Annotated in this window: 17 protein-coding genes and 1 pseudogene; 12 read left to right on the top strand and 6 right to left on the bottom strand. The window is 60.3% G+C overall.

Annotated elements, in window-relative coordinates; genetic code table 11:
• Positions 1 to 171 precede the first annotated feature (171 nt).
• Complete coding sequence (locus QK296_RS09625; protein WP_003189646.1) at positions 172 to 2,094, top strand: ATP-binding cassette domain-containing protein; 1,923 nt, start codon at positions 172 to 174, stop codon at positions 2,092 to 2,094.
• 183 nt (positions 2,095 to 2,277) lie between these two features.
• On the opposite strand, the gene QK296_RS09620 is transcribed toward QK296_RS09625, so the two are convergent.
• Complete coding sequence (locus QK296_RS09620) at positions 2,278 to 2,718, bottom strand: universal stress protein (protein WP_003189647.1); 441 nt, start codon at positions 2,716 to 2,718, stop codon at positions 2,278 to 2,280.
• A gap of 105 nt (positions 2,719 to 2,823) precedes the next feature.
• Between QK296_RS09620 and QK296_RS09615 the strand changes: the two genes are divergently transcribed.
• From QK296_RS09615 to QK296_RS09580, 9 genes and pseudogenes are all read left to right on the top strand, one after another.
• The gene (locus QK296_RS09615; RefSeq protein ID WP_032900468.1) at positions 2,824 to 3,261 is read left to right on the top strand and encodes a hypothetical protein; all 438 of its coding nucleotides are present in this window, start codon (positions 2,824 to 2,826) and stop codon (positions 3,259 to 3,261) included.
• Positions 3,262 to 3,283: 22 nt separating this feature from the next.
• Entirely contained in the window at positions 3,284 to 3,478 is a 195-nt protein-coding gene (locus QK296_RS09610; RefSeq protein ID WP_057710849.1) for a hypothetical protein, read from the top strand.
• A gap of 365 nt (positions 3,479 to 3,843) precedes the next feature.
• Positions 3,844 to 5,991 carry a fatty acid oxidation complex subunit alpha FadB gene (fadB, locus tag QK296_RS09605; protein ID WP_003189649.1) on the top strand — a complete coding sequence of 716 codons (2,148 nt, stop codon included), beginning with the start codon at positions 3,844 to 3,846 and terminating at the stop codon, positions 5,989 to 5,991.
• Between the two features lie 29 nt (positions 5,992 to 6,020).
• Positions 6,021 to 7,196: an acetyl-CoA C-acyltransferase FadA gene (gene fadA / locus QK296_RS09600; protein WP_003189650.1), complete on the top strand. Its 1,176-nt coding sequence runs from the start codon at positions 6,021 to 6,023 to the stop codon at positions 7,194 to 7,196.
• Positions 7,197 to 7,294: 98 nt separating this feature from the next.
• Positions 7,295 to 7,531: a DUF1653 domain-containing protein gene (locus QK296_RS09595; RefSeq protein ID WP_003189651.1), complete on the top strand. Its 237-nt coding sequence runs from the start codon at positions 7,295 to 7,297 to the stop codon at positions 7,529 to 7,531.
• Between the two features lie 114 nt (positions 7,532 to 7,645).
• Positions 7,646 to 10,267 (top strand): type I DNA topoisomerase, encoded by a 2,622-nt coding sequence (gene topA / locus QK296_RS09590; protein WP_282390855.1) that lies wholly within the window; start codon positions 7,646 to 7,648, stop codon positions 10,265 to 10,267.
• 29 nt (positions 10,268 to 10,296) lie between these two features.
• Positions 10,297 to 10,419: pseudogene (locus QK296_RS29050) on the top strand (outer membrane lipoprotein carrier protein LolA); the annotation flags it as partial.
• A gap of 39 nt (positions 10,420 to 10,458) precedes the next feature.
• Positions 10,459 to 10,980, top strand: a complete 522-nt coding sequence (locus QK296_RS09585) for a DUF6586 family protein (protein ID WP_003189653.1) — start codon at positions 10,459 to 10,461, stop codon at positions 10,978 to 10,980.
• An 845-nt stretch (positions 10,981 to 11,825) separates the two neighbouring features.
• Positions 11,826 to 12,059: a hypothetical protein gene (locus tag QK296_RS09580; protein WP_003189656.1), complete on the top strand. Its 234-nt coding sequence runs from the start codon at positions 11,826 to 11,828 to the stop codon at positions 12,057 to 12,059.
• A gap of 37 nt (positions 12,060 to 12,096) precedes the next feature.
• On the opposite strand, the gene sulA is transcribed toward QK296_RS09580, so the two are convergent.
• Together sulA and lexA are read right to left on the bottom strand one after the other, a co-directional pair.
• Positions 12,097 to 12,570: an SOS-induced cell division inhibitor SulA gene (gene sulA / locus QK296_RS09575; RefSeq protein ID WP_034135099.1), complete on the bottom strand. Its 474-nt coding sequence runs from the start codon at positions 12,568 to 12,570 to the stop codon at positions 12,097 to 12,099.
• A 10-nt stretch (positions 12,571 to 12,580) separates the two neighbouring features.
• Complete coding sequence (gene lexA, locus QK296_RS09570) at positions 12,581 to 13,189, bottom strand: transcriptional repressor LexA (protein ID WP_003172575.1); 609 nt, start codon at positions 13,187 to 13,189, stop codon at positions 12,581 to 12,583.
• A 263-nt stretch (positions 13,190 to 13,452) separates the two neighbouring features.
• Between lexA and QK296_RS09565 the strand changes: the two genes are divergently transcribed.
• Together QK296_RS09565 and nagZ are read left to right on the top strand one after the other, a co-directional pair.
• Positions 13,453 to 14,160 (top strand): TetR/AcrR family transcriptional regulator, encoded by a 708-nt coding sequence (locus QK296_RS09565; RefSeq protein ID WP_003189661.1) that lies wholly within the window; start codon positions 13,453 to 13,455, stop codon positions 14,158 to 14,160.
• A 135-nt stretch (positions 14,161 to 14,295) separates the two neighbouring features.
• Complete coding sequence (gene nagZ, locus QK296_RS09560) at positions 14,296 to 15,306, top strand: beta-N-acetylhexosaminidase (RefSeq protein ID WP_032877216.1); 1,011 nt, start codon at positions 14,296 to 14,298, stop codon at positions 15,304 to 15,306.
• A gap of 101 nt (positions 15,307 to 15,407) precedes the next feature.
• On the opposite strand, the gene QK296_RS09555 is transcribed toward nagZ, so the two are convergent.
• From QK296_RS09555 to mfd, 3 genes are read right to left on the bottom strand one after another with little or no spacing between them, the layout of a single operon-like run.
• Positions 15,408 to 18,098 (bottom strand): DEAD/DEAH box helicase, encoded by a 2,691-nt coding sequence (locus QK296_RS09555; RefSeq protein ID WP_003189664.1) that lies wholly within the window; start codon positions 18,096 to 18,098, stop codon positions 15,408 to 15,410.
• Between the two features lie 9 nt (positions 18,099 to 18,107).
• A complete protein-coding gene (locus QK296_RS09550) occupies positions 18,108 to 18,674 on the bottom strand; it encodes a CsiV family protein (RefSeq protein WP_034135101.1) in 567 nt (188 codons plus the stop codon).
• Positions 18,675 to 18,684: 10 nt separating this feature from the next.
• A complete protein-coding gene (gene mfd / locus QK296_RS09545) occupies positions 18,685 to 22,134 on the bottom strand; it encodes a transcription-repair coupling factor (protein ID WP_212613958.1) in 3,450 nt (1,149 codons plus the stop codon).
• Positions 22,135 to 22,274: the final 140 nt, after the last annotated feature.

Genomic DNA, 22,274 nt, shown 5'->3' with positions numbered 1-22,274 from the left:
CGACACTGATTGCCCCTAGCTTAGCCTTTTGCCAGCGGCCCGCGAAAGCTTTGCCGGCTGGTTCGTTCAAGTTCGCCGGAAATGTCCTACAGAACGTGTCAATAGAGAAAATGCCGACCGCATCCCACCCTCACATCAGGTAGAATGCGCGCCCAGTTTTTGGAGAAGCGTATGACCCTGCTCAAATTCAGCGATGTGTCCCTTGCTTTCGGCGCCATGCCGTTGTTGGACAAGGTGTCCTGGCAGATCGCCCGTGGTGAGCGGGTGTGCATCATCGGCCGCAACGGCACCGGTAAGTCCAGCATGATGAAGCTGGTAAAAGGCGACCAGAAGCCCGATGACGGCTCTGTGTGGCGTGCCCCGGGCCTCAAGATCGGCGAATTGCCGCAAGAATTGCCGGTGGCCGACGGACGGACAGTGTTCGACGTGGTTGCCGAAGGCCTGGATGGCGTTGGCGAGTTGCTCGCGCAATACCATCACCTGGCGCAGAACTGCGTCACCGAGGAAGACCTCGACAAGCTGATGCACGTCCAGCAAGACCTCGAAGCCCGTGACGGCTGGCGCTTGCAGCAACTGGTGGACAGCACCCTGAGCCGCCTGCAACTGCCGGCCGACAAGACCCTCGCCGAATTGTCCGGCGGCTGGCGTCGTCGCGTGCTGCTGGCCCAGGCCCTGGTGTCCGAGCCGGACCTGCTGCTGCTCGACGAACCGACCAACCACCTGGACATTGGCGCCATCGCCTGGCTTGAAGAAGCCATCAAGGACTTCCAAGGCGCCGTGCTGTTTATCACGCACGACCGTGCTTTCCTGCAGAGCCTGGCCACGCGCATCCTCGAACTGGACCGTGGCGGCCTGATCGACTGGAACGGCGACTACGCCAGCTTCCTGGTGCACAAGGAAGCCGCCCTGGCGGCCGAAGAAACCGCCAACGCGCTGTTCGACAAGAAGCTGGCCCAGGAAGAAGTCTGGATCCGCCAGGGCATCAAGGCCCGTCGCACCCGTAACGAAGGCCGCGTACGTGCCTTGAAAGCCTTGCGCGTCGAGCGCAGTGAGCGCCGCGAGCGCACCGGCAAGGCCAATATCCAGCTCGATACTGCCGACAAGTCGGGCAAGCAAGTGATGGTGCTGGAGAACGTCAGCTTCCATCACCCGGACGGCCCGTTCCTGATCAAGGACTTCTCCATGGTCCTGCAGCGCGGCGACCGTATCGGCCTGCTGGGCGCCAACGGTACCGGCAAGACTACGTTGCTCAAGCTGATGCTCAGCGGCCTGCAACCGACCAGCGGCAAGGTCGAAGAGGGCACTCGCATCGACGTGGCCTACTTTGACCAGTTGCGCCACCAGTTGGACCTGGAAAAGACCGTGATCGACAACGTCGCCGAAGGCCGCGACTTTATCGACATCGACGGCCAGAGCCGCCACGTACTCAGCTACCTGGGCGACTTCCTGTTCAGCCCGCAGCGTGCACGTACGCCGGTCAAGGCGCTGTCGGGTGGTGAGCGCGCGCGCCTGCTGCTGGCTAAGCTGTTCAGCAAGCCGGCCAACTTGCTGGTACTCGACGAACCGACCAACGACCTCGACGTGGAAACCCTGGAACTGCTGGAAGAGGTCTTGCTGACCTTTAACGGCACTGTGCTGATGGTCAGCCACGACCGGGAATTCCTCGACAACGTGGTCACCAGCACCCTGGTCTTCGAAGGTGAAGGCAAGGTGCGTGAATACGTGGGCGGTTATCAGGACTGGCTGCGTCAGGGCGGCTCGCCGCGCCTGCTGGGCGTAACCGAGAGCAAGTCGGGCAAAGCAGACTTGAACACGGCGGTGGTGGCTCCGGTCGCTGCCGAAGCGCCTGCACCGGCGGCTGACGCTGCGCCGGCCAAGAAAAAGCTGAGCTATAAGTTGCAGCGCGAGCTGGAAGCCTTGCCGGGTGATATCGACGCCAAGGAACAGCAGATTGCTGCGGTCGAAGCGGAAATGGCTGACGCTGGTTTCTACCTGCGCCCTGCGGCAGAGACCGCCAAGGTCATCGCCTCTTTGGAGACGTTGAACCAGGAGCTGGAAGCGTTGGTTGAGCGTTGGGCCGAGTTGGATGCCTGAGTGATCTTGCAGCACTGAAAAGCCTGGCGTTCATTCCTATGAGCGCCAGGCTTTTTAATATGAAATGCGATCCAACTGTGGGAGCTGGCTTGCCTGCGATAGCGGTGTATCAGCCACCTGATGCATCAACTGACAGGCTGCTATCGCAGGCAAGCCAGCTCCCACATTAGACCTTCATCGGTCTTACGAACTCTTTACCAGTTTGACGGCCAGTACATCGCACGGCGCGCCGTGCAATACATCATTGGCGGTCGAGCCCAGCAGCAAGGCCAAGCCGTGGCGCCCATGGCTACCCACTACGATCAGGTCACAACCCTGTTCCTTGGCCAAGTGGTGAATTTCCTGGCGCGGTTGGCCGTATGTCAGGTGGCAGTCTTCCTTTTTCAGGTGCGGGTATTTGAGAATCAAACGGTCCAGGCGCTCCTTGGCCTGGTCGAATTGTTGCTGCTGCAGCTGGGAAAGGTCCATCGGCACGTCACCACCAAAGGCCATCGCCATGGGCTCGACGATGTGCACCAGCGACAGTTTGGCGCCATTGGCAATCGCGGATTCCTGTGCGCGCTTGATCACTGGATCGCACTCTTCGGTCAGGTCGACAGCGACCAGAATATGTTTGTAGGGCATGAGGCGTTCCTCCAGGGGACTGCAATAAATTCAGTATGGCTGCTTTCAAGCGGATGGGGTTGCCGCAGATCAAATCCGCTCATCTAGAAATTCGGGAGTACACATATGACGGTCTGGATAGTGGTGTCAATCCTTGCGGTGGTTTTGAGCCCCCTGGTATGGCTGCGTCCTTCGCGCCAGCAGAGCGGGCGCATGGCCCTGCGCATGGAGGCACGCCGCATCGGGTTGGCCATGCAGTTGGCGCCTCAGGAGTGGCCGCACTGGCTCAAACAGGAGCCGCCGAGCCCTTGCGCGCAGTACTGCCGACCACGGCGTGGCAGCATGCCCGCGACCTGGAGTTACTGGCAGCTGGAGCCGGGGCTGTGGGTCAATCAGTGGCGTGAGCCTTGTGTGGATGAGAAGTTGTTGCCGCATTTTGCAACGCTGCCGGCGAACGTCTACAAGGTCGAGGCCGACAAACAGATGATTGCTTTGTATTGGGGCGAGAAGGGCGACGCAAGCGTACTCAAAGACATCGATACGCTGCTCAAGGCCCTGGCCTGACCCAAACCTTGTAGGCGCGAGCTTGCTCGCGAAAATCGCCAACGATAACGCGGATAATCAGGCTATACGCGGCGCTCTCCAGGTTTTCGCGCGGAAGCTCGCTCCTACAAAAAAGCCGAGCAATAAAAAGCCAGAAAAGCCGGGCAATAAAAAGCCCGACATCATCATCGGGCTGGAGGTGGCCAGGCAGGCCGGTAAATCTGTAGGTTGCCGCTAGCCTAGCCGGGTATTCCTTTCTGTACAGCCTTTTCCCACATCTTTTCTATTATTGATCCTGTGAATATTTGAATATTGACGGGTGGCCCGCCTGTGGGCCGGGTTCTGAAATGACTGGAAAGTCGCGTTTTTACTAGCCTTTGGAGCGATTGACAATTGCTCGGAATTGGATGAAGGTGGCGTACCCAAATCAAACGGGCGTATGAATTGAGCGTTTGCCTGTCAGACGACTCATACAAAACCCGACTATCGCACTGGCGGGTGTGCCTGGCGGATTGGCATGAGCATTGATTCAACTGTCAATGTCAAACCAGAGACCAGCGTCCAGTGTGTACTGTTCAGCTTCCATATCGTGGAGATCAGTTGATGATTTACGAAGGTAAAGCCATCACGGTTAAGGCTCTTGAAAGTGGCATCGTCGAACTCAAGTTCGACCTCAAGGGTGAGTCCGTCAACAAGTTCAACCGTCTAACCCTGAACGAACTGCGTCAGGCCGTAGACACCATCAAAGCAGATGCTTCGGTCAAGGGCGTGATCGTCTCCAGCGGCAAGGACGTGTTTATCGTCGGCGCTGACATCACCGAATTCGTCGACAACTTCAAGCTGCCCGATGCCGAGCTGGTGGCTGGCAACCTCGAAGCCAACAAGATCTTCAGCGATTTCGAAGACCTCAACGTGCCGACTGTTGCTGCCATCAATGGCATCGCGTTGGGCGGCGGCCTGGAAATGTGCCTGGCGGCAGATTTCCGCGTCATGTCCGCGACGGCCAAGATCGGCCTGCCGGAAGTCAAGCTGGGCATCTACCCAGGCTTTGGCGGTACCGTGCGCCTGCCGCGCCTGATCGGTGCTGACAACGCGATCGAATGGATCGCCGCCGGCAAGGAAAACAAGGCTGAAGACGCACTGAAAGTCGGTGCCGTCGACGCTGTAGTAGCTCCGGACAAGCTGGCCGAAGCCGCGCTGAACCTGATCAAGGGCGCCATCAGCGGCGAATTTGACTACAAAGCCAAGCGTCAACCGAAGCTGGAAAAACTCAAGCTCAACGCCATCGAACAGATGATGTCGTTCGAAACCGCCAAAGGTTTCGTGGCAGGCCAGGCCGGCCCGAACTACCCGGCGCCGGTTGAAGCGATCAAGACCATCCAGAAGGCCGCGAACTTCGGTCGCGACAAAGCCCTGGAAGTGGAAGCGGCAGGCTTCGTCAAACTGGCGAAAACCTCGGCGGCCCAGAGCCTGATCGGCCTGTTCCTGAACGATCAGGAACTGAAGAAAAAGGCCAAGGCCTACGACGAAATTGCCAAGGACGTGAAACAGGCTGCCGTACTCGGCGCCGGTATCATGGGTGGCGGTATCGCCTATCAGTCGGCGTCCAAAGGCACGCCGATCCTGATGAAAGACATCAACGAACACGGGATCGAGCAGGGCCTGGCCGAAGCCGCCAAGCTGCTGGTGGGCCGCGTTGATAAAGGCCGCATGACCGCTGCAAAAATGGCTGAAGTGCTTAACGGCATTCGTCCTACGCTGTCCTACGGCGATTTCGGCCACGTCGACCTGGTGGTCGAAGCGGTTGTCGAAAACCCGAAGGTCAAGCAAGCCGTGCTGGCTGAAGTGGAAGCCCAGGTCAAAGATGACACCATCCTGGCCTCCAACACTTCGACCATTTCCATCTCGCTGCTGGCCAAGGCCCTCAAGCGTCCGGAAAACTTCGTCGGCATGCACTTCTTCAACCCGGTGCACATGATGCCGCTGGTAGAAGTGATCCGTGGCGAGAAGTCCAGCGAGCTGGCCGTGGCCACCACCGTTGCCTACGCCAAGAAAATGGGCAAGAACCCGATCGTGGTCAATGACTGCCCGGGCTTCTTGGTCAACCGCGTGCTGTTCCCGTACTTCGGCGGTTTCGCCAAGTTGGTCAGCGCCGGTGTGGATTTTGTGCGTATCGACAAGGTCATGGAAAAATTCGGCTGGCCAATGGGCCCGGCGTACCTGATGGACGTGGTCGGCATCGACACCGGCCACCACGGTCGCGACGTCATGGCTGAAGGCTTCCCGGACCGCATGAAAGACGACCGTCGTTCGGCTGTCGACGCACTCTACGAAGCCAAGCGCCTGGGCCAGAAGAACGGCAAGGGTTTCTACGCCTACGAGACCGACAAGAAGGGCAAGCAGAAGAAAGTGGCCGACCCATCGGTGCACGAAGTACTCGCTCCGGTCATCTACGAACAGCGTGAGGTGTCTGACGAGGACATCATCAACTGGATGATGATTGCCCTGTGCCTGGAAACCGTGCGTTGCCTGGAAGACGGCATCGTTGAAACCGCCGCCGAAGCCGATATGGGCCTGGTGTACGGTATTGGTTTCCCTCCATTCCGTGGTGGTGCGCTGCGTTACATCGACTCCATCGGTGTGGCCCAGTTCGTTGCCCTGGCTGATCAGTACGCTGATCTGGGCCCGCTGTACCACCCGACCGCGAAGCTGCGTGAAATGGCCAAGAATGGCCAGAGCTTCTTCGGTTAAGTGCCCAGACGACTAGAGCGAGAATATTTATGAGCTTGAATCCAAGAGACGTCGTGATCGTCGACTTCGGTCGTACGCCGATGGGCCGCTCCAAGGGCGGCATGCACCGCAACACCCGCGCCGAAGACATGTCGGCGCACCTGATCAGCAAAGTGCTGGAGCGCAACACCAAGGTCGACCCGAACGAGGTCGAGGACGTGATCTGGGGCTGCGTCAACCAGACCCTGGAGCAGGGCTGGAACATCGCGCGCATGGCGTCGTTGATGACCCAGATCCCGCACACTGCCGCTGGCCAGACCGTCAGCCGACTGTGTGGCTCCTCGATGAGCGCGCTGCACACCGCTGCGCAAGCGATCATGACTGGCAACGGCGATGTGTTCGTGGTCGGCGGCGTGGAGCACATGGGCCACGTCAGCATGATGCACGGCGTCGATCCTAACCCGCACATGTCCCTCTACGCGGCGAAAGCCTCGGGCATGATGGGCCTGACCGCGGAAATGCTCGGCAAGATGCACGGCATCACCCGTGAAGCCCAGGACGCCTTCGGCCTGCGTTCCCACCAGCTCGCTCACAAGGCGACTGTGGAAGGCAAGTTCAAGGATGAAATCATCCCGATGAACGGCTACGACGAAAACGGTTTTCTGAAACTGTTCGACTACGACGAAACCATTCGTCCGGACACCACCCTGGAAAGCCTGGCGGCCCTCAAGCCAGCCTTCAATCCAAAGGGCGGCACCGTGACAGCCGGTACTTCCTCGCAAATCACTGACGGTGCTTCGTGCATGATCGTGATGTCGGCGCAGCGTGCCCAGGACCTGGGTATCCAGCCGCTGGCCGTGATTCGTTCGATGGCGGTGGCGGGTGTGGATCCGGCGATCATGGGCTATGGTCCAGTACCGGCCACACAAAAAGCCTTGAAGCGCGCAGGCCTTTCCATCTCCGATATCGACTTCTTCGAGCTCAACGAAGCTTTCGCCGCACAGGCCCTGCCAGTGCTGAAAGATTTGAAAGTACTCGACAAGATGAACGAGAAGGTTAACCTGCACGGCGGTGCGATTGCCCTGGGCCACCCATTCGGTTGCTCCGGTGCGCGTATCTCCGGCACTTTGCTTAATGTGATGAAGCAAAATGGCGGCAACCTTGGGGTTGCAACCATGTGCATTGGTCTCGGCCAAGGCATCTCTACCGTCTTCGAACGCGTCTAAGCGTTCGGTTGACGGAAGCCGGGGCCCAGTGCCCCGGTTTTTGTTTTTTGGAACTTTTAAATATTTTTTTTCAACAAATTTTGTACGAGGGCCAGAGCATGAAAGTCGAACCAGGGCTCTACCAGCATTACAAGGGGCCGCAGTACCGTGTTTTCAGCGTGGCGCGCCACTCTGAAACCGAAGAAGAAGTGGTGTTTTACCAAGCGCTGTATGGCGAATACGGCTTTTGGGTGCGCCCTTTGAGCATGTTCCTGGAGACCGTCGAAGTTGACGGCGAGCAGGTCCCGCGCTTTGCTTTGGTCACGGCCGAACCCAGTCTTTTTACAGGGCAATAACGGCAGGTCGCGCAGAATGCTGCGCTTGACCTCATCCGGTTGCCACTATATATAGCGTTGCCGCGTCAGGCGCCAACTGCCTTTCACTTCTCGAATTCAGGAATTTTCCGATCCATGGGCAAATCGCTGGTCATTGTGGAATCCCCGGCTAAGGCCAAGACCATCAACAAGTACTTGGGCAACGAGTACGTGGTGAAGTCGAGTATCGGCCATATCCGAGACCTGCCCACCAGCGGTTCGGCTAGCGCCAGCAAGGAGCCTGCCGCCAAGCGCGGCAAGGCCGCCGCGGGCGAAGGTCCGGTACTCACGCCTAAAGAAAAAGCGCGCAAGCAACTGGTTTCGCGCATGGGTGTGGACCCGGACCATGGCTGGAAGGCCAAGTACGAAATCCTTCCGGGCAAGGAAAAGGTCATCGAAGAGCTGCGCCGGCTCGCCAAAGATGCTGACACCATCTATCTCGCGACGGACTTGGACCGCGAAGGGGAAGCCATTGCCTGGCACCTGCGCGAAGCCATCGGCGGTGATGACAGCCGCTACAAGCGCGTGGTGTTCAACGAAATCACCAAGAAAGCCATCCAGGAAGCGTTCTCCAAGCCGGGCGAGCTGGATATCGACCGTGTCAACGCCCAGCAGGCCCGTCGCTTCCTCGACCGCGTCGTCGGCTACATGGTCTCGCCATTGCTGTGGGCGAAGATCGCCCGTGGCCTGTCCGCCGGCCGTGTGCAATCGGTAGCGGTCAAGCTGGTGGTGGAACGTGAGCGCGAGATCCGTGCGTTCATCCCTGAAGAGTACTGGGAAGTCCACGCCGACCTCGGCACTGCCAAGGGCGCCAATGTGCGCTTTGAAGTGGCCCGTGAGAAAGGCGAGGCCTTCAAACCGCTGAACGAAGCCCAGGCCATGGCCGCGCTGGAGAAGCTCAAAGCCTCCAGCTACAGCATCGTCAAGCGTGAGGACAAACCGACCAGCAGCAAGCCGTCGGCGCCGTTCATCACCTCCACCCTGCAACAAGCCGCGAGCAACCGCCTGGGCTTCGGGGTGAAGAAGACCATGATGATGGCCCAGCGCCTGTATGAGGCTGGCTATATCACGTATATGCGTACGGACTCCACCAACCTGTCGCAAGACGCGGTGGCGATGGCGCGTACCTATATTGAAAGCGAATTCGGCAAGACCTACCTGCCGGAGAAGCCGAACGTCTACAGCAGCAAGGAAGGCGCACAAGAGGCTCACGAAGCGATTCGTCCTTCTGACGCCAACACCACGCCTGCCAAGCTGAGCGGCATGGAGCGCGACGCTGAGCGCCTCTACGAGCTGATCTGGCGCCAATTCCTGGCGTGCCAGATGCTGCCGGCGCAATACCTGTCTACTACCGTCAGCGTGGGCGCGGGCGATTTCGAGCTGCGTGCCAAGGGCCGTATCCTCAAGTTCGACGGCTATACCCGTGTGATGCCGCAGATTGCCAAGCCTGGCGATGATGACGTGCTGCCGGACATGGCCCAGGGCGACACGTTGAAGCTGATCAAGCTCGACCCGTCCCAGCACTTCACCAAGCCGCCGGCGCGTTATTCCGAAGCCAGCCTGGTCAAAGAGATGGAGAAGCGCGGTATAGGTCGTCCATCGACCTACGCGGCGATCATCTCCACCATCCAGGACCGTGGCTACGTTGCGTTGCACAACCGTCGTTTCTATTCGGAAAAGATGGGTGACATCGTGACCGAGCGTCTGTCGGAGAGCTTCTCCAACCTGATGGACTACGGTTTCACCGCGGGCATGGAAGAGAACCTCGATGACGTGGCCCAGGGCGAACGCGACTGGAAAAACGTGCTCGACGAGTTCTATGGCGACTTCAAGAAAAAGCTCGAAGTGGCCGAGAACCCTGAGAACGGGATGCGCGCCAACCAGCCGGTGATGACGGATATCCCGTGCACCACCTGCGGTCGGCCGATGCAGATTCGTACCGCCTCCACCGGCGTGTTCCTCGGTTGCTCAGGCTACAGCCTGCCGCCGAAAGAGCGCTGCAAGGCGACCGTCAACCTGGTGCCGGGCGATGAAATTGCGGCTGATGATGAGGGTGAGTCCGAGTCGCTGGTGTTGCGCGGCAAGCACCGCTGCCCGATCTGCAGCACGGCGATGGACGCTTACCTGCTGGACGAGAAGCACAAGCTGCACATCTGCGGTAACAACCCCGATTGCAACGGCTACGAGATCGAAAAGGGCACCTACCGCATCAAGGGCTATGAAGGCCCGAGCCTGGAATGCGACAAGTGCGGCAGCGAGATGCAGCTCAAGACTGGCCGTTTCGGCAAGTTCTTCGGTTGCACCAATCCGACCTGCAAGAACACCCGCAAACTGCTGAAAAGCGGGGATGCGGCGCCGCCGAAAATGGACCCGGTGAAGATGCCTGAGCTCAAGTGCGAGAAGGTCAACGACACCTACATCCTGCGTGACGGCGCTTCGGGGCTGTTCCTGGCTGCGAGCCAGTTCCCGAAAAACCGCGAGACCCGTGCGCCGCTGGTGATGGAGATCGTGCCGCACAAGGACGAGATCGATCCGAAGTACCACTTCCTGTGTGAAGCGCCGAAGAAGGACCCGGATGGTCGCCCAGCCGTGATCCGCTACAGCCGCAAGACCAAGGAGCAGTACGTGCAGACCGAAGTGGACGGCAAGCCGACTGGCTGGAAAGCGTTCTACGACGGCGGCAAGTGGAAGGTCGAGGACAAGCGCCAAGGCGCTTGATCCGCTAGTCTGTTAACGCCAAAAGCCGTCTGTATAGACGGCTTTTGCTTACTGTAGGAGCGAGCTTGCTCGCGAAGATCGTTAACGAAAACGCCGGAAACCTGGCACCCTACGGTGCCTGGAGGTTTTTCGCGAGCAAGCTCGCTCCTACACAGCCAGCATCACGCCTATTCGTTGTGGAGATTGCCGTCATGGCCAACGAACTCTATACCCGTACCAATCAGAAAATTTACTTCGCGGGTTTATCCCTGGAGGCCCTTGGCCGTGCCGAGGAAGGGAAAGAGATGAATGCCATCGCGCTGGTACAGGCGGGGCGCGAAGCGGCGTTGTTCCACCTGTACGGTGCCTTGCTGGGACTGTGCCATGAAATCGCCGGGTTCTACCGCTTGCCCCAAGCGGGCGCGCCTCGGGCGGAAATGATCATGAATCGTGAAGTGTTGGATTCCATGGCGATCCCCGAGTTGGCCGAGTTGGTGGAAATGGCCCAAAGCCCTGACAGTTGGGTGGCGCGGCTGCTCAAGGCCCATGCGGATATGTTTCAGCCGCCGCGTATTCCCCATGTGCCCAAGGGGGATGTTACCCAGCCGCTGATCGTCGCCGTGGCATTGGAGCAGGATGAGCCCAAGCCTTTGAGCCGTGAGGAATTGGAAGGCTGGCGCCAGGAACTGAAGAAGATGGCGCTGCGTTTTCGTGAAGGGTTGAACGAGTGCTGAAGGGTTTGCACTAAGCAAATGTGGGGGCTGGCTTCGGAGCGACGCTGAACCTGTGGCGAGGGAGCTTGCTCCCGTGACGACCGGACAGCCGACGCTTATGTACCTGACGCTCTAGGATCCATATGTGGGGGCTTGTCTGAAAGCCGATACCTATCGACCTGACGCCCCGCGATCAAACTGTGGGAGCTGGCTTGCCTGCGATGACGGCCTGCCAGCCGACACCTATCGACCTGATGCCCCGCGTTCAACCTGTGTGGGCTTGCTCGCGAAGGCGGTCTGGCAGGCGACCCTGTTATACCGAGTACATATCCATTCCTGCGGTTACGGCCACTTAGGGTTCCGCCTGACGGCGGGTCACTTTCGAAAAGCGCGAAAGTAACCAAAGCGCTCTTGCCCCTCCACTCGGCCCCTCGCCTAGGCTCGGTGTGCCCGAACACAGGCTTGAATCCGTGGGCCGCCGCCACGCGCCATCCATGGCGCGGGGCGGCTAACCCGGCGTCCTGCCGGGTTACCCACGAATTCAAGCCTGCGTTCGGCCAGCGTGGTTTAACGGGGCGCCTGAGATCAAGATCAAGAGCAGATCAAGAGCTGCTCGCTTCGCATCGTGGTTACCGTTGGCTGCTACGGCTTACAAAGTTGTATAGATACTTATGCTGCGATAGCGGTGGGTCCGTTTGCTGATTATTTGCTGATACTCCGCCATCCCAGGCAAGCCAGCTCCCACATTGATTAGCGTGTTGCCCAGGGCACCATTCATCAAGCCGTCAACAAACCTGTCCATATCCTCTGCGAGGCTGGGTGGATGACTGATATAATCCCAGGCCTTTCGTGGAGAACAGACTTTTATGCCAACGTCCTTTCTGGAAATTGTTGAACTGCCTGACGGCCGAATCGAACTGCGCCGGGCGGAGGACGAGGGTTCTCTGGTTATTCTGGATTTCTCCGAAGACGCCAAAGTCTTCCTGCAAGGCCAGCACGTCGAAGTGGCTAAAGCCATGTTGAGCGTGGGCGTACAGATGGCAGGTCGCCTTGCCGAAGGCGAGCCGGAGAAAGAAGAAGGGCCGCGCGTTCTTCACTGAGTCCTTGGTGAAGGCTGCGTTTGTGGCGCGCCCGTCATTACCCCAATCGAATATTTAAACTCTGCGCATCACCCATGCGCGCAGCGCTGATCAGTTGCTGCTTGGCGCTTGCATTCAAAGGGTTCAACCAGCTCACCACCGTATGGCTACGGCCCAGACGCAAGGCTTCGCACGTAAGCTGCTGGGCGCTTTGCGCGCCGCGTGGTTGCAGCAACAGGATGCGCTCGCGGTTGAGCCCGGCGTCCCGCAGCCAGGCCTGGGTGAGGCTGGCGGGCGGGGCGATCAGTGTCAGCCAGCGGGCGTCCTGATCTTCGCTTAATTCGCGCAGGATAGGTGCCAGCAGGTTCAGGCAGCTCTCAGCCGCACCGCGCAACGACAATTCACTGAACGCCTCAGGTTCGCCGCCCCAGGGGGCTTCGACCGTTTCCTTGAGGATTGGCGCAAGGGGTTGGGCCATGAAGGCCTCGAACAGCGACAGTTGTGTGTGTTGTGGGGTGTGCACGAGCTGCATGATGCCTCCTTTAGCGGCGAATGACGCCGACACTCAAGCCTTCGATCACCAGGTCCTGGTCTTTCAGGTTGACTTCGATCGGGGCAAACTCAGGGTTTTCGGCCAGGAGCCAGACCTTGCTGCCTTCGCGTTTGAAGCGTTTGACCGTGACCTCGTCGCCGATACGGGCCACGACGATCTGGCCATTGCGAGCTTCGCGGGTGGTATGGACCGCCAGCAGGTCACCGTCAAAGATGCCCACGTCCTTCATGCTCATGCCGTGAACGCGCAACAGGTAGTCGGCGCGGGGATGGAAGAAGGTCGGGTTGATGTTGCAGGATTCCTCGACGTGCTGCTGCGCCAGGATCGGCGCACCTGCGGCGACGCGACCGATGATCGGCAATGTCGACTCGTCGGCCTTGGCTTCGAAGCCAGGGATACGAATACCCCGCGAAGCACCTGGGGTCATCTCGATCGCACCTTTGCGAGCGAGGGCCTTGAGGTGTTCCTCGGCGGCGTTCGGGGATTTGAACCCCAGCTCCAGGGCAATCTCCGCACGGGTAGGCGGGTAACCATTGTCATCAAGGCAGCGCTTGATAAAAGCCAGAATCTCAGCTTGGCGTGGCGTCAGTTTTAGCATGTTGATCGCTCTGTCTTTTTATACAGTGACTGGGATTATATACAGTGAACTGCGCTTGGCAATCATCCTTTTTAGCGGCTCCGCTGGACGGTCATCCGTCAGCCGTCCTACACAGCAGATGCGGCGCTGCCTACAGAGCTGCGAGGATGTGATTAAATAGCGATGAAACAGATGACCGACCAGCCGCAAAGCGGACCTGCAGGCTTGACAAGACACACTCTGAAACGTATGTTTCAAACAAGTGTTTGTCAGGCGGAGTAGCCATGGCCCAGTCGGAAACCGTTGAACGCATTCTCGATGCTGCCGAGCAATTGTTCGCGGAAAAAGGATTTGCTGAAACTTCATTGCGGCTGATCACCAGCAAGGCTGGGGTCAACCTGGCTGCTGTGAACTATCATTTCGGCTCGAAAAAGGCCCTGATCCAGGCGGTATTCTCACGCTTTCTGGGCCCGTTCTGCGCAAGCCTCGACCGTGAGCTGGAACGCCGCCAGGCCAAGGCCGATCACAAGCCCAGCCTGGAAGAGCTGCTGGAAATCCTGGTGGAGCAAGCGTTGGTTGTGCAGCCTCGCAGTGGCAACGACCTGTCGATCTTCATGCGCCTGTTGGGCCTGGCGTTCAGCCAGAGCCAGGGCCACTTGCGCCGTTACCTGGAAGACATGTACGGCAAGGTGTTCCGCCGCTATATGCTGCTGGTCAACGAAGCGGCCCCGCGTATTCCGCCTATCGAACTGTTCTGGCGCGTGCATTTCATGCTCGGCGCCGCAGCCTTCAGCATGTCTGGTATCAAAGCGTTGCGGGCAATTGCCGAGACCGATTTCGGCGTAAACACTTCCATCGAGCAAGTCATGCGCTTGATGGTGCCGTTCCTCGCCGCTGGCATGCGCGCCGAAACCGGCGTCAGCGATCCGGCCATGGCCGCCGCCCAGTTACGCCCACGCAGCAAAACCGTACCGGTCGCCGCCAAGGTTTGATCGCTGCGGGTGGGCGTGGCCGCTTGCATCCGCTAAGCTAGCCGCCATGCCGATTTCAGCTATTTATTCGCAACCTGTCGTCCTTGCCGTGCCTGGCAAGGACGACGGGTTGTGTGCGTTATTTAAGGAAGGTTTATGACTGCTGCCCTGCAAGGTTCTTTGATGGTCGACGTCGCCGGTACCTGGCTCACGGCCGAGGATCGTCACCTGTTGCGCCAACCGGAAGTGGGCGGCCTGATCATTTTTGCGCGCAATATCGAGCACCCGCGCCAGGTTCGCGAGTTGAGCGCAGCCATTCGCGCAGTGCGTCCGGATTTGCTGCTGGCCGTGGACCAGGAGGGCGGCCGCGTGCAGCGTCTGCGCCAAGGCTTCGTGCGTCTTCCGGCCATGCGTGCGCTGGCGGATAACCCCAACGCCGAATACCTGGCCGAACAATGCGGTTGGATCATGGCCACCGAAGTGCTTGCGGTGGGCCTGGACCTGAGTTTTGCCCCAGTGCTGGACCTCGACTACCAACGCAGCGCCGTGGTCGGCACCCGCTCCTTTGAAGGCGACCCCGAGCGCGCTGCCGTGCTCGCCGGTGCCTTTATCCGCGGTATGAACAGCGCCGGCATGGCCGCCACCGGCAAGCACTTCCCTGGCCACGGTTGGGCCGAGGCCGATTCCCACGTCGCCATTCCCAACGACGAGCGCAGCCTGGAACAGATTCGCGCCAACGATCTGGTGCCTTTCGCACGTCTGAGCAAGCAATTGGCCGCCGTGATGCCGGCGCACGTCATCTACCCGCAGGTCGATGCCCAGCCTGCTGGTTTTTCGCGTCGCTGGTTGCAGGACATCCTGCGCGGTGAGTTGCAGTTCGACGGGGTGATCTTCAGCGATGACCTGTCCATGGCCGGCGCCCATGTGGTCGGCGATGCGGCCAGTCGTATCGAAGCAGCGCTGACCGCCGGTTGTGACATGGGCTTGGTGTGCAATGACCGTGCGGCAGCCGAGCTGGCGCTCAGTGCAGCGCAGCGGATGAAGGTCACGCCCTCGGCGCGGATTGCACGTATGCGTGGGCAGGCGGTTGCCTCGACGGACTATAAGCAGGACCCGCGTTGGCTGACAGCGCTTACTGCGTTGCGGGATGCGCAGTTGATCGGCTGAAGACCGCGGCGCGGCCATCGCAGGCAAGCCAGCTCCCACATTTTGATTTGTGAATACATTCAAGTGTGGGAGCGGGCTTGCTCGCGAAGGCGGCCTAACAGTCAGCGCTTCTCTTGCTTGTTGGGCAACGGCGCAAACAACGCCTCAATCTCATCATTGCCCAACTGCCAGTCCCCAGTCGTCCGCCCATCCAGCACGCCCGCCGCCAGATCGGACTTCTCCTTCTGCAAGTGCTGAATTTTCTCCTCCACCGTGCCTCGGGCAATCATCTTGTACACAAACACCGGCTTTTCCTGCCCGATGCGGTACGCACGGTCGGTGGCCTGGTTTTCCGTGGCCGGGTTCCACCAGGGGTCATAGTGGATAACCGTGTCGGCTTCGGTCAGGTTCAAACCTACGCCACCGGCTTTCAGGCTGATCAAAAAGATCTGCAGCTTGCCGCTCTGGAAGTCTTTCACCGGTGTACGTCGATCCCGGGTCTGGCCGGTCAACAGAGCGTAAGCAATCCCGCGTTTTTTCAGCTCAGCCTCGATCAGGCTCAGCATCGAGGTGAACTGTGAGAACAGCAGGATCCGGCGGCCCTCGGCAAACAGCTCGTCGAGCATGTCCATCAGGCTGTCGAGCTTGCCCGAGCTGCTGCCACGGGCGGGCAGGGTAGCGTCGTTGACCAGCCGCAGGTCGCAGCACACCTGGCGCAGTTTCAGCAGCGCTTCAAGGATGATGATCTGGCTGCGGGCCACGCCTTTGCGGGTGATTTCGTCGCGGACCTTTTTATCCATGGCCAGGCGCATGGTTTCGTACACGTCGCGCTGGGCCTCGTTGAGGTCGACCCAGTGGATAATCTCGGTCTTGGGCGGCAGTTCGGTTGCCACTTGCTCCTTGGTACGGCGCAGCAGGAAGGGTTTGATCCTGCCGTTGAGGTGCTGCAATCGCACCTCGCTGGCGCGTTTTTCAATCGGCACGCGGTAATCACGGTTGAAACTCTTCACGTCGCCCAGCCAACCCGGCAGCAGGAAGTGGAACAGCGACCACAGCTCGCCCAAGTGGTTTTCCAAGGGCGTGCCGCTCAGGCACAGGCGCTGGCGGGCATTCAGCTCGCGCGCGGCCTGGGCCGCCTTGCTGGACGGGTTCTTGATGTACTGCGCTTCATCCAGGATCAAGACGTGCAAGGGCAGGGCGGCGAGCTGTTCGATGTCCTTGGGCAGCAGGGCGTAGGTGGTCAGCAGCAGGTCGTAGTCATTCAGGTTGGCGAAATGTTTCTTACGCCCCGCGCCATAAAGTGCCTGCACTCTCAGCTGCGGGGTGAAGTGCGCAGCCTCATCGAGCCAATTCGGGATCAGGCTGGTAGGCATCACGACCATGCACGGCCGATCAAGGCGCCCGGCGATTTTCTCGGTAAGAATATGCGCCAGGGTTTGCAGGGTTTTACCCAGGCCCATGTCATCCGCGAGTATCCCACCCACCTCCAGTTGGCGCAGTGACTGCATCCAGCTCAAGCCTTCCAGCTGATAGGGGCGCAAGGTCGCATTCAAGCCTTCAGGCGCCGCGCAGGTGAAATCCTTGATATCGCGCAGGCGCTGGGCGAAGTTGCGGATCTTCTCGCCGCCTTCCCATTGCAGTGGCAGATCTTCCAGCGGGTTGAGGCGTATGGCGTCGGCCTTGGCCAGGCGCAGCGCGGTGGTGCCGGCTTCTTGCAGGTAAAACTCGCCGAGGGTCGCCAGCACCGGCTTCAAGCGGCCGTAGGGCAGCGCCACTTGCAGCGGGCCGTGGCCGTTGGGCAGGCCAGGGATGTTCACCAGGATCAGCTCTTCATCGCGGCGCCGCGCGAGTTTCTCGGGGTTGAGAATCTCGGTGTGGGAGCGCATCAGGTTCAGCAGGATCGGCAGCAGGCTCAAACGTTCGCCGTTGACGATGATGCCCAGCTCCAGGTCGAACCAATCGCGTTCCGGCCCTTCATCGACGGTGGCATACCAGTCATCGACGGGGCTGAGGTCAAAGCCGAAGTCTTCATCGATCTGCAGCTCCCAGCCTTCGGCGCGTAAGGTGGGCGACACATTGAGGGTGAAGTTCAGCCAGGCGCTGTCATTGACCATCTCGAACAGCTCGCCGGCACTTTCCGGCAGGGCCTTGCTCTGGCGCGTGGCGATCTTGAAACCAAGCAGGCGCAGGTGTTCGCGATAGGCTTGTTCTTGCTCGGGATGGCGCTTGATCCGCAGGCTCTGGGTCTCCTGGCGCACAATGATGTCGGCATTCTTTTGCCCGCTGACATAGTTGCCCAGGTAGTTGAACGACAACGCCGCACGGTGCTGGATATAGCGCTGCATCTTGCCGTTGCGCGGCTCGAACGCGCTGAACTCCACGCTGGCCAGCCACAGGCGTGGCACCGGTTGCACGTCGTCCATCACCACCTGGGGCAGGACTACGCGGTTATCCAGCACCGCCTGGAGTTTTTCCAGCAGCTGCGCATCCTGGGCTGCTGCCGGGTAGGCCAGGGTTTCCTGGACCTTGAGCAGCACCGCCGCAATGTGTTTGCAGTTGGTATGCACCGGGCACGTGCAGCGGCTGTCCACCAGGATCAGCAGGCCCTTGGCCGATTCGCGCAGTGAGATGGTCTGGCGGTAAACGTTGCCGCCCGAGCCTTCGCAACTGGCGGTGATGGTGCTGTCGCCGCACTCGACGATGCGCACGCGGTTTTCCAGGGCGTAGCGCCGCCCGCGCTCAAGGCTTTGCTCTTTGAAGCGGTTGGCCCACGAAGGGGCCAGGGGTTTGGTCAACGACGACGTCAGGGGCATGGCGCGCAATCAGTCCTGAAGGTCGGGCGGTGGTGCGCTGGGTGGCTTGGCGGTCAGCGAGGTGATCTTGATCAGCAGCGCCAGGTGGCCGCCGTCCAGGTAGTTGAGCTGGTTGTTCTTGGTGCGCACGTCTTTCTGGCTCAAGTGTTCGCTGTTAATCACGCTGCCGTTGCCGTCGAACTGGTTGATCCAGAAATCCGCGTCGATATCGGTAAAGCGCCCCAGTTGCAGGCTCAACACGCCTTCGATAGGGAACTGGCCGAATTGCTCCTGGCCATCGGTGATCGCCACCTTCACCGGTTGCTCGCCCAGGTTCTGTTCCCAGGCTTTGTGGGCGAGCACCGTGTAGTTGGCGTCGGCGCGCAGCTTGTCGACGATATTACCCAGGCGCGGCGGGCTCATTCGCTCACCCAGGCGCGGCGCGCCCGCATCCCAGTTTTCCGGGGCGGCGCGGCTGTTGATCACCGGTTCCGCATTCTGGCGCACCAGGATCATTTCCACCTGATACAGGCTGTCGGCAAAGGCCGAAGGTGCGAGTACCACCAACAACAGGCTCAAAATGCGGAACACGCGCATGGGGGCGTCCTTAAACGGATTTCGGAATGAGGCGTTCAAACAGCGCCTCCAAGGTGTTGAAGCGTTCTTCGGCACGTTCCATCGGCACCATGAACTTGAACAGCGTAGCCCCTTCGAACTTGTAGCGGTTGGGCTGGCCCTGGATCAGCTTGATCAGCACCAACGGGTCGACCGGCGTCTGCGCTTCGAACTCGATACGCCCGCCTTGCGGCCCGGCGTCGACTTTCTTGATGCCCAACTGCTCGGCCTGCAACTTGAGCAGGGTGAGGCGCACCAGGTTCTTGGTCGGCTCCGGCAGCAGGCCGAAGCGGTCGATCATCTCTACCTGCAAGTCCTTGAGGCCTTCTTCGTCGGCCGCCGAGGCAATGCGCTTGTACAGGATCAACCGTGCATGCACATCCGGCAGGTAGTCTTCGGGAATCAATGCCGGCAAGCGCAGGTTGATCTCCGGGCCGCCGCCCAAGGGTTGGTCGAGGTTCGGTTGCTCGCCTTTGCGGATGGCTTTCACCGCGCGTTCGAGCATCTCCATATACAGCGTGAAACCCACCGCCTGGATCTGCCCACTCTGGCCATCGCCGAGCAACTCGCCGGCACCCCGGATTTCCAGGTCGTTGGTGGCCAGTACAAAGCCCGCGCCGAGGTCCTGGGTATTGGCGATCGCTTCCAGGCGTTTTTCCGCATCGGAAGTGATCTGCTGGCGCGGTGGTGTCAGCAGGTACGCATAAGCCTGGTGGTGACTACGCCCGACGCGGCCGCGCAGTTGGTGCAACTGCGCCAGGCCGAACTTGTCGGCACGCTCGATGATGATGGTGTTGGCACTCGGCACGTCGATGCCGGTCTCGATGATGGTCGAGGCGATCAGCACGTTGAAACGCTTGTGATAGAAGTCGCTCATTACCTGTTCGAGTTCGCGCTCGCGCATTTGCCCATGGCCGATGGCGATGCGGGCCTCCGGCACCAGTTCGGCGAGGTCGGCGGCGCATTTCTCGATGGTTTTCACATCGTTGTGCAGGTAATACACCTGGCCGCCGCGCAGCAGTTCGCGCAGCAGGGCTTCCTTGACCGTGCTCTTGTTCTGCTCCATCACGAAGGTGCGCACCGACAAACGACGCGCCGGTGGCGTGGCGATGATCGACAGGTCGCGCATGCCCGACACCGCCATGTTCAGCGTGCGCGGAATTGGCGTGGCGGTGAGGGTGAGGATGTCGACTTCACTGCGCAGGGCCTTGAGCTGTTCTTTCTGGCGCACGCCAAAGCGGTGTTCTTCGTCGATGATCACCAGGCCCAGGTTCTTGATCTTCACATCGTCCGACAGCAGCTTGTGAGTACCGATGACGATGTCGATCTTGCCCTCGGCCAAGTCGGCGACGGCGGCATTCACTTCCTTGGCGGACTTGAAGCGGCTCATTACCTCCACGGTCACCGGCCAGTCGGCAAAGCGGTCGCGGAAGCTGTTGTAGTGCTGCTGGGCGAGCAGGGTGGTGGGGACCAGGATCGCCACCTGGCGACCGCCGTGTACTGCAATAAAGGCTGCACGCATGGCCACTTCAGTCTTGCCAAAGCCCACGTCGCCACACACCAGGCGGTCCATCGGCTTGGGCGCGAGCATGTCGGCGCGCACCGCTTCGATGGTGGTTTGCTGGTCGGGGGTTTCTTCGAAGGCAAAACCGGCGCTGAAAGTGGCGTAGTCGGCTTTCGGGTCGGCGAACGCATAGCCTTCGCGGGCGGCGCGACGGGCATAGATGTCGAGCAGTTCGGCGGCCACGTCGCGCACCTGTTCGGCGGCCTTGCGCTTGGCTTTCTGCCAGGTCTCGGAGCCCAGGCGATGCAACGGCGCCAAGGCGTCGTCGCTGCCGGTGTAGCGGGCGATCAGGTGCAGGTTGGCCACCGGCACGTAGAGCTTGGCGCCCTCGGCGTATTCCAGGGTGAGGAATTCGGCGGCCTGGTTGTCGATCTCCAGGGTCTGCAGGCCCAGGTAGCGGCCCACGCCATGGTCGATATGCACCACCGGCGCGCCTTCGCGCAGCTCGGTGAGGTTTTTGATCACTGCGTCGTTGTTGGCGTCGGCGCGTTTTTCCCGGCGTCGGCGCTGCATCACGCGCTGGCCGAACAGCGGGCTTTCGGCGATCAAGGCCAGCGCCGGGTCATCCAGCCGCAGCCCTTCGTCCAGCGGCGCGATGGTGATCGCCAGGCGCTCTTTGCTGGCGACAAAATCCGGCCAGCTGTCGACGGTTTTTGGCCGCAGCTTCAGGCGTTCCAACAGCTCCAGCAGCACTTCGCGGCGCCCGGCGGATTCGGCGGTGAACAGTACGCGGCCGGGGAAGTCGCCGAGGAAGTTGGACAACGCTTCCAGCGGTTGCGTGGCCTTGGCCTGGATCGCCAAATCGGGCAGCGCGCTCGCCGGGAAACGCTCGCGGCCACTACCGGCGTCCACGTCCTGCTGGCTGGCGACCACACGTGGCCAGTTTTTCAGGCGCGCGAAGCAGTCTTCCACCGGCAGAAAAAGTTCAGCGGGCGGCAATAAAGGCCGGGACGGATCGACGCGGCGTTCTTCATAGCGGTTGCGCACGTCGTTCCAGAAGTTTTCCGCCGCCTGTTCGATACCCGGCAGCGAGAACACCTGGGTGTCCTGGGGCAGGTAGTCGAAGAGGGTGGAAGTTTCGTCGAAGAACAACGGCAGGTAGTACTCGATACCGGCAGGCGTGATGCCGCTGCTCAAGTCCTGGAAGATCGGGCAGCGACGGAAATCCACGTCGAAGCGTTCGCGAAAGCGCGCCTTGAAGCGCGTGACCGCGTCTTTTTGCAGCGGGAACTCCCGCGCCGGCAGCAGCTTGATCGAGTCGACCTTGTCGATGGAGCGCTGGTTCTCTGGATCGAAGGTGCGCAGCGTCTCGATCTCGTCATCGAACAGGTCGATGCGGTACGGCAACTTGCTGCCCATCGGGAACAGGTCGATCAAGGAGCCGCGCACCGCGAACTCACCGTGTTCGTACACGGTGTCGACGCAGCGGTAGCCGCTGGCTTCCAGGCGCGTGCGCATCTGCTCCACATCGAGCTTCTGGCCGACGTCCAGCACCAGGCTGCTGCCGAGCAGGAACTTGGTCGGCGCCAGGCGATGCAGGGCAGTGGTGATCGGCACCACCAGCACGCCATGGGCCAGTTCCGGCAAGCGGTACAGGCTGGCGATACGCTGGGAGATGATGTCCTGGTGCGGCGAGAACAGATCGTAAGGCAGGGTTTCCCAGTCGGGAAAATGCAGCACCGGCAAATCCGGGGCGAAGAAGCTCAGCTCCTGCTCCAACCGTTCGGCACTTTGGCTGTCGGCGGTGAGCAGCAGGGTAAAGCGCTTGGCTGCGCTGGCAGCCTCGGCAATGGCCAGGCTCAGGGCGGCACCGGGCAGGTTGCCCCAGTGCTGTTTACCTGCCGCGGCAGGGAGTAGCGGTAGACGCAGAACGGGCACGGAAGGTTGAGCTCCAAGCGTTGCGACAAAGTCGGTAATTGTAACGGCCCCAGGTGCCGCCTGTCAGTTGCTGACTGTGCCTATTACGGTTTGTAGGAAATGTAGTGGCTAAGACAAACAATGGCGGGTTTTGACTCAAT

Origin of the sequence: Pseudomonas sp. AL10, assembly GCF_029960685.1 — a bacterium.
Taxonomy (GTDB): domain Bacteria; phylum Pseudomonadota; class Gammaproteobacteria; order Pseudomonadales; family Pseudomonadaceae; genus Aquipseudomonas; species Aquipseudomonas lactis.
This window is presented reverse-complemented; position numbering and strand designations above follow the sequence as displayed.